The organism is Chryseobacterium limigenitum (assembly GCF_900114875.1).
GTDB lineage: Bacteria > Bacteroidota > Bacteroidia > Flavobacteriales > Weeksellaceae > Chryseobacterium > Chryseobacterium limigenitum.
The window spans coordinates 246,925-260,184 of record NZ_FPKW01000001.1 but is presented as its reverse complement, the minus strand read 5'-3'; the positions used below and the strand labels follow the sequence as shown (position 1 = coordinate 260,184).

At 33.2% G+C, this 13,260-nt stretch carries 14 protein-coding genes; 7 read left to right on the top strand and 7 right to left on the bottom strand.

What is annotated here, in order from left to right:
* The first annotated feature begins 3 nt into the window (after positions 1 to 3).
* Positions 4 to 1,503, top strand: a complete 1,500-nt coding sequence (gene purF, locus BT156_RS01250) for an amidophosphoribosyltransferase (protein ID WP_072406967.1) — start codon at positions 4 to 6, stop codon at positions 1,501 to 1,503.
* A gap of 79 nt (positions 1,504 to 1,582) precedes the next feature.
* Here the strand turns inward: purF and BT156_RS01245 are convergent, their stop codons facing one another.
* The 6 genes from BT156_RS01245 to aroB form a co-directional block, all read right to left on the bottom strand.
* On the bottom strand, positions 1,583 to 2,299 hold the full coding sequence (locus BT156_RS01245) for a porin family protein (RefSeq protein WP_072406419.1): 717 nt from the start codon (positions 2,297 to 2,299) through the stop codon (positions 1,583 to 1,585).
* Between the two features lie 282 nt (positions 2,300 to 2,581).
* Positions 2,582 to 3,157: a porin family protein gene (locus tag BT156_RS01240; RefSeq protein WP_072406417.1), complete on the bottom strand. Its 576-nt coding sequence runs from the start codon at positions 3,155 to 3,157 to the stop codon at positions 2,582 to 2,584.
* Positions 3,158 to 3,283: 126 nt separating this feature from the next.
* Complete coding sequence (locus BT156_RS01235) at positions 3,284 to 4,030, bottom strand: porin family protein (protein ID WP_072406416.1); 747 nt, start codon at positions 4,028 to 4,030, stop codon at positions 3,284 to 3,286.
* 342 nt (positions 4,031 to 4,372) lie between these two features.
* Positions 4,373 to 4,954 (bottom strand): porin family protein, encoded by a 582-nt coding sequence (locus tag BT156_RS01230; RefSeq protein ID WP_072406414.1) that lies wholly within the window; start codon positions 4,952 to 4,954, stop codon positions 4,373 to 4,375.
* A 224-nt stretch (positions 4,955 to 5,178) separates the two neighbouring features.
* On the bottom strand, positions 5,179 to 5,835 hold the full coding sequence (locus tag BT156_RS01225) for a porin family protein (RefSeq protein ID WP_072406412.1): 657 nt from the start codon (positions 5,833 to 5,835) through the stop codon (positions 5,179 to 5,181).
* Positions 5,836 to 6,108: 273 nt separating this feature from the next.
* Positions 6,109 to 7,155, bottom strand: coding sequence for a 3-dehydroquinate synthase (gene aroB, locus BT156_RS01220; protein WP_072406410.1), 1,047 nt, complete (start codon positions 7,153 to 7,155; stop codon positions 6,109 to 6,111).
* A 430-nt stretch (positions 7,156 to 7,585) separates the two neighbouring features.
* Here aroB and BT156_RS01215 point away from each other — a divergent pair, with 430 nt between their 5' ends.
* Entirely contained in the window at positions 7,586 to 8,524 is a 939-nt protein-coding gene (locus BT156_RS01215) for a pseudouridine synthase (protein ID WP_072406965.1), read from the top strand.
* A gap of 217 nt (positions 8,525 to 8,741) precedes the next feature.
* On the opposite strand, the gene pncA is transcribed toward BT156_RS01215, so the two are convergent.
* The gene (pncA, locus tag BT156_RS01210; protein WP_072406407.1) at positions 8,742 to 9,347 is read right to left on the bottom strand and encodes a bifunctional nicotinamidase/pyrazinamidase; all 606 of its coding nucleotides are present in this window, start codon (positions 9,345 to 9,347) and stop codon (positions 8,742 to 8,744) included.
* Between the two features lie 382 nt (positions 9,348 to 9,729).
* Between pncA and BT156_RS01205 the strand changes: the two genes are divergently transcribed.
* From BT156_RS01205 to BT156_RS01185, 5 genes are all read left to right on the top strand, one after another.
* Complete coding sequence (locus BT156_RS01205; RefSeq protein WP_072406405.1) at positions 9,730 to 10,872, top strand: DEAD/DEAH box helicase; 1,143 nt, start codon at positions 9,730 to 9,732, stop codon at positions 10,870 to 10,872.
* A 410-nt stretch (positions 10,873 to 11,282) separates the two neighbouring features.
* Positions 11,283 to 11,819, top strand: coding sequence for a YfiT family bacillithiol transferase (locus BT156_RS01200; RefSeq protein WP_072406403.1), 537 nt, complete (start codon positions 11,283 to 11,285; stop codon positions 11,817 to 11,819).
* Complete coding sequence (locus BT156_RS01195) at positions 11,813 to 12,274, top strand: DUF1569 domain-containing protein (protein WP_228429920.1); 462 nt, start codon at positions 11,813 to 11,815, stop codon at positions 12,272 to 12,274. The genes BT156_RS01200 and BT156_RS01195 overlap by 7 nt, the downstream gene beginning before the upstream one ends.
* Entirely contained in the window at positions 12,271 to 12,648 is a 378-nt protein-coding gene (ytxJ, locus tag BT156_RS01190; RefSeq protein WP_072406401.1) for a bacillithiol system redox-active protein YtxJ, read from the top strand. The genes BT156_RS01195 and ytxJ overlap by 4 nt, the downstream gene beginning before the upstream one ends.
* Positions 12,648 to 13,244, top strand: coding sequence for a Crp/Fnr family transcriptional regulator (locus BT156_RS01185; protein ID WP_072406399.1), 597 nt, complete (start codon positions 12,648 to 12,650; stop codon positions 13,242 to 13,244). Before ytxJ ends, BT156_RS01185 begins: the two co-directional genes overlap by 1 nt.
* Positions 13,245 to 13,260 lie beyond the last annotated feature (16 nt).

Sequence of the window (13,260 nt, the reverse complement as noted above, 5' to 3'; positions counted from 1 at the left end):
GAAATGAAAAGTTTAGACATTCATAAAAGTGAATATTTAAAACAGTTTGAAACTCAAACCTACGGAAGAAATCTTTTCAGAACGCAGGAAGAAGAAAGACTGGACGCTCCGAACGAGGAGTGCGGCATCTTCGGAATGTATTCTGACAATGATTTGGACACGTTTTCTCTTTCACAATTCGGGCTTTTTGCTTTGCAGCACAGAGGTCAGGAAGCTTGTGGTATTTCTGTTCTTAAGGACGGAAAAATCACCAATATGAAGGATGAAGGTTTGGTTTTGGATGTTTATAAAGAGATCAAGGATCCTGAAGCTTTTATGGGAAATTCTGCAATCGGGCACACTCGTTACACGACGGCAGGAGACAAAAAGAAGTATAATTTTCAGCCATTTTTCGCAAAAAACGAATATGATCAGATTATACTTTCTATCGCTCACAACGGTAACTTAACCAATGCGAGAGAATTAAAGACAGAATTGGAAGCTGAAGGCGTTGTTTTCAGAGCAACTTCGGATTCTGAGGTTATTTTAAGATTAATTCAAAAAAATCTTGATCTAGGACTTCGTGGCGCTATCAAAGCAACCATGGAAAAAATAGAAGGTGCGTATTCGGTTGTCGGGATGACGAGAAATAAATTCTTTGCATTCAGAGATTTCAACGGAATCAGACCTTTGGTTTTAGGTGCAGTGGACGAAAAAACATATGTTGTTGCTTCGGAATCCGTAGCTTTAGACGCGGTTGGCGCTCAGTATGTTCGTGATATTTTACCGGGAGAGATCATTTACACCAATGAAAACGAACCCGGAAAATTAAATTCTTCAATGGTAAATGAAGAGAGAGGAAAGCAGAGGATCTGTTCTTTTGAGTACATTTATTTTGCAAGACCTGACTCTACTTTAGAAAATATCAATGTTTACGAAATCAGAGAAAAATCTGGTGAAAAAATCTGGGAACAGGCTCCTGTAGAAGCTGATATCGTAATTGGAGTTCCTGATTCGGGAGTTCCGGCAGCGATTGGTTTTTCTAAGGCTTCGGGAATACCTTTCCGTCCGGTTTTAATTAAAAACAGATATATCGGAAGAAGTTTCATCGTACCGACTCAGGAAATGAGGGAAAGAGTAGTGAACCTTAAATTGAACCCGATTATTTCTGAAATTAAAGGTAAAAGAGTAGTGATTATCGATGATTCCATCGTTCGTGGAACCACTTCTAAAAGATTGGTTAAGATCCTGAAAGAAGCTGGTGTAAAGGAAATTCACTTCAGAAGTGTTTCTCCGCCAATTATCGCTCCTTGTTATTTAGGAATCGATACACCTTCAAAAGATGATTTGATCTCTGCCAATATGACGACTGAAGAACTTAGAGTTTATCTGGGAGTTGACTCTTTAGAGTTTTTAAGTACAGATAACCTGAAAGAGATTTTAGGATCTTCCAACCATTGCTTTGGATGTTTTACAGAAGAATATCCTGTAGCAAAAGGAGAGGAGGTTGAATTATTTAATTAAGCTTAAATAAATTGATAAATGAAAAGGTCAGACTAATAATTAAGTCTGACCTTTTTCTATTGATATATTAAAATTTGTTCTAGAATTTGTAGTTTAATCCTAATTGGAAAACTCTGTTTGTTGTTACATCAACTCCTTGAGGAGCATTTGTACGAATATTCGTTAAGCTGTTTACGTATCTCGCGTTAATCCCTAAGTTATGTGTAAAATCATACCCTAAACCAAGACCTAAACCAACATTAAATTTCTTGATATCATCTTTATTAATGTCTTCAGATGTTGATGAAGCCTGAGTTGTTGTAATACCTCCGGTTGTAGATTCAATTGTTCTTGAACCTTTATTTTTTCCATCAATAAAATAACTGAATTCCGGACCCGCTTCTATATAAAAGTTTTCTGTAGGCCTCATTTGAAGCATCAACGGAACCGAAATATAATTCATCGTTGTAGAATAATCATCTTTTGTTTTTACAGTGGTTGCTCCCGTAGTAACCTCAGTAGAAGAGAGTACGCTTTTCGATCCTAGCTGATTATACAATACTTCGGGTTGAAGTGAAAACTTTTTAGATAATGGAATATTAACAAACGCACCTGCATGAAATCCTAGTTTTTGATTGTTCAAACTTACATCCTGATCATTAAAAGAAGCTGCATTTCCACCTGCTTTAATACCAAATCTTATTGGAGCGGGAGGAGTAGGTACTATCTCTTCCTTAACAACAATAATTTCTTCCGTTTTTTGTGCAAATGCTAATGTACCAGCTACTACTGCTAGTCCTAGAAATACCTTTTTCATAATTGTTTATTTTAAATTTTACTTTACTTTGAATCTGGTTTTTCAACCAGACGCAGAGTAATTTGCAAATTGCTTGCCAAACATGAAAATTTATACGTTTAATCTTTAAGTAAAGCTCCCTCGGAAGGAAAATAACACATAATAATAAACTTAATTTTATACAGATTACGTAATTTAATTTCTACATTACACAAAGGCAATTCTATATACATATTTTGATTACTATAAACAAAAAAGCAAGGCTTATCTACTAAACCTTACTTTCCCTTAAATCAAAAATTATTATTTAAATTTGTATAGTATGCCTAGCTGAGCTCCATTTCGAGTTACGAATCTTGCACTAACACCAAATTTTGGGGTTATATAATATCCTGCACCAATACCTAAATTAACATCAAGCCCCTTTTCAGATTTATAGGTTTTCTCATAAGGGCTACCGTTAATAGTTCCGGTCTCTTTAGTTTTTCCACTTACTAAAAAATCAAATTGAGTTCCGGCTTCCAGATAAAATTTCTTGTTGAAATCATATTGAAACATTACAGGTACTGATAAGAGATGATCTGTATTTGTAGATTTTGCAATCACATTTGGGCTATACTGAATTGTATATTTTTCTCCTCTCATGGTGTAAATAAGCTCCGGCTGAAGGCTGAAATGCTTTGAAAGAGGAATATTAACAAAACCTCCTGCATAAAATCCAACTTTCCCATCGCCTGCATGATCTGTGGTAGAGAAGTTTATCCCTCCTTTTGCTCCTAATGTAATAGGAGATGAAGATTTTACAATTTCTTTTGTCGTTGCTTGGCCAAATGCCAACGAACTTGCAGTAATTGCTAATCCTAAAATTATTTTTTTCATAAATTTGTCTTTTACTTTTACTTATTTATTATTTAGCCTTTTTGGGGGTTTATATTTTAAAAAACCCAGACTAGATAAATCTGAGCTTTTATTGAATTTTAAAATTTGATTATGAATATGTATTAATTAAAATTTATACATTAAACCTATTTGGAATACATTATTTTTTAAGTCACTTGATCCCTGGCTGCCTTTACCTACTTCTAATATATTATTTCCTGAATCTTTTCGATAAATATTTGTTACACCCGCTACATATCTAGCACTTATACCAATATTTGGTGTAAAATAATATCCAGCTCCAATACCAATACCGAGATTAAAACTATTTATTTTATTACCGTTATTATTCAAAACAGTATTATAACTTGAAGAAGCTACATTAGTATTAGCTCCTGATGTAATTGTTATGGTTTCATCTCCCTTATTCTTCAGATCAGATACAACAAGTCCAAATTCAGGTCCTGCTTCTAAATACAAATTAGGAAGTGCTTTGTATTGGAACATCACCGGTATTGTTAAATAATTTATTGATGTTGTAAATGATCTGTCTATCTTACGTGAACCTACTACAATAGGATTTTCAGTAAGAAGTACATCATTTTGTGTAATAGTATACTTTGCTTTTCCACCTAATGAACTGTACAACAATTCCGGTTGAATACTAAATTGGCTTGAAATAGGAATATTAACAAAACCTCCCACATTAAAACCTATTTTTGATTTTTGATCACTGAGCAATGCATCTTTTGAAATGGATGATACATTGAGGCCAACTTTGGCACCATAGGTAATAGAAGGCGAAGATTTTATTTCTTGTGCAAATGCTAACGAACTTGCAGTAACCGCCAATCCTAAAATTACTTTTTTCATAAACTTGTCTTTTATTTTTACTTATTTTATTTTTTATTGTCAAACTATTAAATCTAATGTTTGACTTTTCATTATTAACAAACCGTATGCCAAAATAAACATAAGTGACTGATAATAAACAAGTTAATAACTTTGTTTTTTAATCAAAATGGAGTTATTAATTTAAATAAAACCATAATTAAGTTTAATTAATTAATTTTATCAATAATATTTTCACTTTTATTTATTTTATTCTAAAAATGTGAAAACAAAAAAAAATTAAAATAATAATCGGGGAGAATGGTGTAAATCAAAAAAAGTCAGACCTTACGATCTGACTTTTATATTGAACTAAAATGTTTATTAAAACTTATATGCCAGACCTACCTGGAAAACATTGTTTTTTCCCTCTGGCTGTGAACCTGCAACTTCTTTACCTATATCTGTAACACCTGCAACATATCTTGCATTTACACCGATGTTAGGCGTGAAGAAATATCCAGCTCCGATACCAATGCCAAAATCAAAACCTTTGATATAATCGTTTGCTTTTACTGACACTGATTGATATTTGAATTTAGAATCTACTAAGAAACTGAATTGAGGTCCAGCTTCAAGATAAAATTCCGGAGTTGCATTATATTGGAACATCACTGGAACTGAGATATAACTCAAGTTTACCTTTAACTCTTCAAGTCCATCTGCTTTTGCTCCAACACCATTGTATAGAACTTCCGGCTGAACACTAAAGCTTGATGCTACAGGAATGTTTGCAAAAAGACCACCATAAAATCCTGCTTTACCTTTTGAATCACCTCCTGAAATTGTAGAAACATTTAAACCAGCTTTTACACCGAATGCAACCGGAGAAGTAGATTTAGCTTTCTCTTGAGCAAATACTAATGAACTGGCAGCAACTGCTAATCCTAAGAATAATTTTTTCATAGTTTAATTTTTAGTTATTATTGATTTTAATAATTTATACACAAAATTAAGCAAATTTCTTGCCAAAGTTTATTAATTGTTTTAAAAATAAATAAAAATAGCATGATATTTTAGCGATTATATTTAATATGACACTCAATTTATCAATTTAAATTAAAAAAGTCAGACTTTACGATCTGACTTTATATTGAAACTAAAATTTGTTTTCTGAATGTTAAGAAAGCTTATTTGAATTTATAAGCCAATCCTACTTGGAATACGTTGTTTCTCACAGCGTCTCCATTGTTGTTTTTGAAAATATCAGTAACTCCAGCAGTATATCTTGCAGTAACTCCTAAATTATCTGTGAAATAATATCCAGCACCGATACCAATACCAAAGTTAAATGTTTGGAAATCATCCTTATTTAATGTAGATGTTGAAGAAACGTTATTACTTCCGTTAGTAGAACTTTTGAATTTATCTTTAGCACTTACTAAAAATCCGAATTCTGGACCTGCTTCTAAATAAAGATTTGGAAGAGCATTATACTGGAACATCACTGGAACAGAGATATATCCTAAATTTGTAGAATACTCATCTTTATAGTTGTTTCCTAAAACAGTATAGTTTCTTGTTGATTTTGCTCCTAGATCATTATAAATAACCTCTGGCTGAATGCTGAATGAACTTGCAACTGGAATGTTAGCAAATACACCCGCGTTAAAACCAATTTTTGATTTTGTATCGTCTAAACCTTCATTTTTAGATAAAGAAGAAACGTTCATTCCTCCTTTAACACCAAATGTAACCGGGTTTGAAGATGAAGCCGTAGCTGTAGTTGTTTGTGCGAATGCTAGTGAACTTGCAGTTACTGCTAATCCTAAAATTAACTTTTTCATAACTTTAATTTTTTAATATTTTACTATTCTTAATTTTAAATTTTACTACTGTCAATTTTTACGTTGACGCAGAGTATCTTTCAAATTGCTTGCCAAAACTGAAAAACATGACAAAAGTCAGTGAAAAATATCGCCTAAAAACAAGCAGTAATACACGTAAGTATTTGAAAATTAATAAATTAAAATACTAAACAAACATTTGATTACAAATCGAACAAATCGGCGCAAATTCATAAAACAGATGATTTTGCTTGAAAATTTCCATAATTTCAATTAAATACTATCCAATTGTCTGTAAAAATTCAATGACTCGATAATATTTTTCTGGCTGCATTGATAATCATAGGTACATTCACCGATTCCTGAGACTAATGAGAAGTTGATTTTACTGTCAGTATTCTTTTTATCATTCAATAATAACGCAAAAATATCTTCATCTTTAAAATCACTGATATCTAAATAAGGATAATATCTCTGAACGTTTTCAATAATAACTTTTGAATCATCTTCTGAAATCACCCCTTCAAGATAGGAGAGATGCGTCTCCGAAATCATTCCCATAGCAACAGCTTCCCCATGTAAAATAGGATTTCCTTGTTCCAGACATAAACTTTCAATGGCGTGACCGATGGTATGGGCGAAATTCAATGTTTTTCTGATATTTTTTTCATGAAAATCCTTCTCTACAACATCCTGCTTGATATCCATTGAAGTTTGAATATGCGGAATAATTCCTTCTATATCTAATTTATGGATCTGAATAAGATTGTCCCAATGTTTTTTATCTGCGATTAATCCGTGTTTCAGCATTTCGGCAAAACCACTTCTTAATTGTTTAAAAGGAAGTGTTTCTAAAAATTTAGGATACACAAAAATCTGTTCAGGAAAGCTAAAAGTTCCTACCATATTCTTATAATGCATCAAATCAATCCCTGTTTTTCCGCCAATAGATGCGTCACACATCGATAAAAGCGTCGTCGGAATATTAATAAACTGAACTCCTCTTTTATAAGTAGAAGCCACAAAGCCTCCCATATCCGTAATGACACCGCCTCCAAGGTTGATGACAAGGGCTTTTCTGTCGGCTTTCATTTCTGTCAGAATTTCCCAAAGCTGGTTGGCAGTCTGGATATTTTTCATTTCTTCCCCTGCTTCGATCTCCAGAATTTCAAATGAAAGTTCGGTTTCCAAATTGCCTAAAAGAACGGGAAGACAGTATTCATGCGTATTTTCATCAACTAAAATAAAGATTTTGCTGAATGATTTTTCGTGTAAAAAGTCGTTTAATTGAGAAAAATTATCGTTTAATATTGTTATCATTTTCAGAATTTCTATAACGTTAATAGTGAAACTATATTGCAAAGTTATGATTCTTAATTTTTAACTCGTAACTAAATTACTATCTTTGCAAAAATATTTTAGCATGAGCAGAGACAATAATAATTCAGGAAAACCTAAAAGACCAAGAGTTTCAACAAGAAATTCCGGAAGTTCTCGCGCTCCTAAATCTGGAAATTCTTCAGAATCAAAACCTTTCAAAAAACCTTTTTCTAAAAGTAGTGACAAGAGTTTTGGCCAAAAAGATAGAGATGAAAATGGCAATTCAAGATTTGAGAAAAAGCCTTTCAGCAGAAGTGATAGAGATACCGACTCTAGACCTTTTAACAAACCTGATTCTAGGAGAGGTGATACAAATTTTGAAAGCCGTGGTGATGAAGATCGCAGCTCAAAACCTGGCAGAGAACCTTACATTACTTCACAAAACGAAGGTAGAGAAAGAAAAACATTTGGTGGTAAACCTGTTTCTAAAAGAGGTGGACCAAGAGATCCTGATACCAAAGACAACAAAAGAGGTAAATACGAAAGAGGCAGCTTAAAGTACGGCAAGAGACCTTCTACCGGAAGCGACAGAGATGAAGACAGAGCAAAATCTTTTGTACAGAAAAGAAGATTAAATAAGATTGAAAAGGATATCCATAAAGATACGATTCGTCTTAATAAATATATTGCCAACTCAGGGATTTGTAGCAGAAGAGAGGCTGATGAGCTGATTGTTCAAGGCTTAGTTGAAGTAAACGGGAAAGTAGTAACTGAAATGGGTTACCAGGTTGAAAAAACTGATAAAGTAGTTTTCGACGGACAAAACATTACTCCTGAAAAGCCTGTTTATGTACTATTAAATAAGCCAAAAGGTTATATTTCTACTACAAAAGACGATAAAGCAAGAAAAACAGTAATGGATCTTGTGGCAAATGCTTCTCCGTACCGTGTTTTCCCGGTTGGAAGATTAGACCGTTCTACAACGGGTGTTATTCTTTTAACAAATGACGGACACATGACGAAGAAACTGACGCACCCATCTTTTGACGCGAAAAAAATCTATCATGTAACATTGGATAAAAAATTAACCAATGAAGACATGAAACTGATCGTTGAAGGTATTCGTTTGGATGAAGGGATTGCTACGGTTGATCAGATTTCATTCATTGAAGGTAAGCCTAAAAATGAGATCGGAATCGAGATCCACATCGGATGGAACCGTGTTATCAGAAGAATCTTCCAAAGATTAGGATATGAAGTAGAAGCTCTTGACAGAGTAACATTTGCAGGATTAACGAAGAAAAATATCAAAAGAGGACACTGGAGAATTTTAACAGAACAGGAAGTGAACAACTTGAAAATGCTTTAATTAAGCTAAATTTTAAGTTTAAAAATAGAAAAGACGCTGAATTAATTTTCAACGTCTTTTTTATGTGTATTTGTTATTCTAACCAAAGAGAAGAATCTATATTGATAAGGCTTCGACTTCGCTCAGCCTGACAATCCTAATACTATTTGTAAGTTTATCCAATGTCAGGCTGAGCGAAGTCGAAGCCTTTTATTTTATGAATAAATTTTATATAAAATTATCCCAAAACAGTTACTCCTTTCTGAAGCATTTCAAAAATAGCATCTCTTGCATTATCCGGTTTTACGTTTACAGCACGTGTTCCGTTGAAATGCAGACACGTTACATAACCGTTTGCTACTGCATCCGTACACGTAAATTTTACGCAATAATCCATCGCTAAACCTACAATTTCCAATAACTGAATTTCATGATATTTTAAGAAATCGTCCAAACCGGTTTTCATAAAGTGATTGTTATCCTGAAAACCGCTGTAAGCATCAATTTCAGTATTTTTTCCTTTTTGAATGATGTGAGTTACTTTATCTCTGTTCAGATCTTTATGAAATTCTGCTCCAAAAGTCCCCTGAACACAATGATCCGGCCACATAAACTGCGGAACACCGTTTAAAATAATGCTTTCGCCAACTTTTTGTCCGTTGTTGCTAGCGAAGCTTTTATGATTTGCAGGATGCCAATCCTGAGTAAGAACAATTTGATCATATTCATTTTCTTCCATCAGAAGATTGATGTAAGGAATAACCTCGTTAGCTCCCGGAACTGCCAATGCACCTCCTTCACAAAAATCATTCTGTACATCTACTATTATTAACGCTTTTTTCATATTTAGATTCTCGAATTTTTGATAAATATATAAAAACTAATATTCAAAAATTTGTCCAAAAATTAATTATCGGACAAAACGGCATTTAGATTGATAATTTTTGCCTGAGATTTTATTTAAAAAAGGTTATTAATCGCAAAGGCGCAAATTATAATTAACAACCATGTTTTTAAGACGCAAGGATTTTATCTACGATAAAATTTGTACCGTTATAGATGAAATCTTTGATTTTCTTGCGCCTTAAAACACTATCAAAATTAAAAACCTTTGCGCCTTTCCAACAAAACAGGATCTTTGTTTAATTATAAAAACAATCACTATTTCACTTTCGGGATATAAAACAAATACCAATAGCTTATCTTTGCAGCAAATAAGTATTTTTATGTCATTTGAATCGTTAGGATTATCACACAATATTATTCATTCTGTTAAAAAATTAGGTTATCTGAAGCCGTTTCCGATTCAGGAGCAGGCGATACCTGTTATTTTGCAGGGAAAAGATCTGATGGGAATCGCGCAGACCGGTTCCGGAAAAACGGCTTGTTTTGTGATGCCTATTTTAGAGAGATTACAAAATGCTGAGGTTAAAAAAGATCGTAATATTCAGGTTTTAATATTGGTTCCTACACGTGAGCTGGCAATTCAGATTGATGAAGTTTTCAGGGCATTTACAGACAATCTGAAGCGTGAAATCCGTACAATGGCAGTTTATGGCGGAGTTTCCATCAATCCGCAGATGAAAGGAATGTTTGGGGTAGAAGTTCTTATTGCAACGCCCGGCCGTTTATTAGATTTGATTGATCATAAAGCGTTGAGTATCTCAGGAATCCAGCATTTGGTGATTGATGAAGCAGATAAAATGTTTCAGTTAGGTTTTGGTGAAGAAATGAATAAACTTTTCGCTCAAATGCCTGTGATGAAACAGACAACACTGTTTTCTGCGACTTTAGATGATAAAGTTTCTGAAATGAAACAACGTTTATCAATCAATCCTACACTGATTGAGATTAAAAAAGAAGAAGTTGAAATTGATAATATCGAGCAATTGGCTTATCACGTTTCTCCGGAAAATAAAGGTCCGTTTTTACGTTACTTAATTAAAGAAAAGAAGGTTGAGAAGGCTTTGATCTTTGTTTCCTCCACAAAATCTGCAGATAATTTGGTTGAAAAACTAAAAAAGAATAAAATAAAAGCAGTAGCCATTCATAGTCAGAAATCGCAAGGTGCGCGTAGAAATAATTTGGAAGAATTTAAAGTAAATGGAGCCCAGATTTTGGTTGCTACAGATTTAATCGGTCGTGGTATCCATATTGAATCTTTGCCTTGTGTGATCAATTACGAATTACCGCGTTCACCTTTAGATTATATTCACCGGATCGGTAGAACGGGCCGTGCAGGCGAAAAAGGGACTGCCATTAATATTCTGACTGATGATGAGTTACAGCATTTCAGAGTCATTCAAAAGAAAATGGGTAAGAAAGTAACTTTACAAAGAACAGAAGGTATTGATTTACATGGTTATTAATACTTTAATTTAAATAATAAGAGCTTCAATTTTGATAGAATTGGAGCTTTTTAATTTAACCACAAAAGGTACAAAAGATCAGCACACTAGTATTTTAAGCTAATTAACAAACTGCAAGCAAGAACACATTAGCTTAAAAATCTTTGATTTTTATTCTTTTGAGAACTTTTGTTTTCTGATAATTAAAAATTGGTTAGATATCCAAAAAGCTTTTGTTTCTTTTGTGGTTAAAGGCATTTACTAAAGTAAATTATAGATTCTTACTTTATTAATTGTAATAAATACAATTAACGCTTTTTTCATTTTAAATTCTCGATTTTTTGATAAATTAGCAAACAGCAAAATTCAAAAACTGTCCAAAAAATTAATGATCGGACAAAACGGCAACATTAAAAATTAAAATTAATAGGATGAGCAATTTAGAACAGAAAAGATTTCCGATAGGTGAGTACCAACAGCCTGAAAACATCTGTGATATTAAACTTGATGAATATATTAAAGTCATCAAAAATTTCCCCGAAAAGCTTAAAAAACTAATAGAAGACTTTTCTGACGACCAATTAGATACTCCCTACAGAGAAGGTGGCTGGACGGTAAGACAACTTGTGAATCACATCGCAGACAGCCATATCAACAGTTTTATCCGTCTTAAATTGGCATTAACGGAAGATAATCCAACCATCAGACCTTATGATGAAGCGAAATGGGCAGAACTTCAGGACAGCGTAAATATGCCGATAAAACCTGCAATGAGAATGATAAAAGGAACGCATCAGAGATGGGCTGCATTGCTTAAAACACTTACCAATAAACAGTTTGAAAGAACTTTTCATCATCCTGAACAAAACCAGGACTACGACCTTAGAAATTATCTTGCTCTTTATGTCTGGCATTGCAACCATCATTTTGCTCATATTGAAAATTTGAAGAAAGAAAAAGGTTGGTAAAAAAAAGTCTTCACAATCGGATTTATTTTGAGGAAATCATTAATAGAATCTCTAATCTTAATGAAAATTCTCTCAGAAAATGGGGACAAATGTCTGCTGCCCAAATGCTGAAACATTGTGATCTCGTTCTTCAGGTTGCTTTACAAAAAATCATTCTTCCTGAAATTAATATTCTGTTTTCTGCGGTAGGTATTCTCACAAAATTTGAGATGCAAATTTTTAATAACGGAATTCCCCGAAACATGCCTACTTTTCAAAAACTAATCGTTAATTTTGAATGTGATTTTGATGAAGCAAAGAAAAGTCTTCTGAAAGCACTGGATGATTATTGGTATGCATTTGAAAACCATCAATTGGCTCATCAGCACAGGCTTTTTGGTAAAATGAAAGAAAAAGACTGGGGCTTTTTAGAGTATAAACATCTTAATCATCACCTTAAACAATTTAATGTATGAGTTTTTTTGATAAAATATTTGGCGGAAAAGAAGAAAAACAAGAAGGAAAATCTTTTTGGAACAAGATAGAATCTGAGGAAGATTTAAAAAAGGCTATTGAAAATTCTTCTCGCCACAAGATCGGGATATTCAAACATTCTACAAGTTGTTTTATCAGTAAAACAGTATTGAAAAACTTTGAAAAAGAAATAGAAAATACCGATGAAAAAGTAGATTTGTATTTCTTAGATTTGTTGGCTTACAGACCAATCTCCAATAAAATAGCAGAAGATTTGGGAGTAAGACATGAAAGTCCCCAATTTATCGTCATAGAAAACGGTAAAGCAATTAGCAACGCTTCGCATCAGGATATATCTTTAAGCCAGATTCTCTAATGAAAAATATTAATAATTATTTATCTAAAGTTTTAAATGTTCCGCTTGAAAAAGTGAATATGTGCAGTTTGCACTATGAAGTAAAGAAAATTCAGAAGAATCAGTTTATTTTACAGTACGGAGAAGTTTGCAGACACATCTATTTTGTTGAAAGAGGGCTTCTGAAAATGTATTCTATTGATAAAAATGGAAAAGAACACATTATACAGTTCGCTCCGGAAAGCTGGCTGATTTCTGACCGAAGCAGTCTTTATTTCAACGAAAAATCAATTTACTACATAGAGGCTATTGAAGATTGCGAGGTACTTTTATTACATCCTGATTTTATTAGTAAATTGGCAGGAGAGTTCCCGAACAGTCTTGAAAAAAGTGATATTTTAGTTCAAAAACACATAAAAAGTCTTCAGGACAGAATCAATTCTTTATTGGGCGAAACTGCTGAAGAAAGATATATGAAGTTCGTCAAAATGTATCCGGACTTGTTACTTCGAGTCCCGCAATGGATGATTGCTTCCTATTTGGGAATCACTCCTGAAAGCTTAAGCCGTGTAAGAAAAGAATTGGCCAGGAAAAATTTCGTTCCGGACAACAAGTAGGTTAAAAATTTCACAT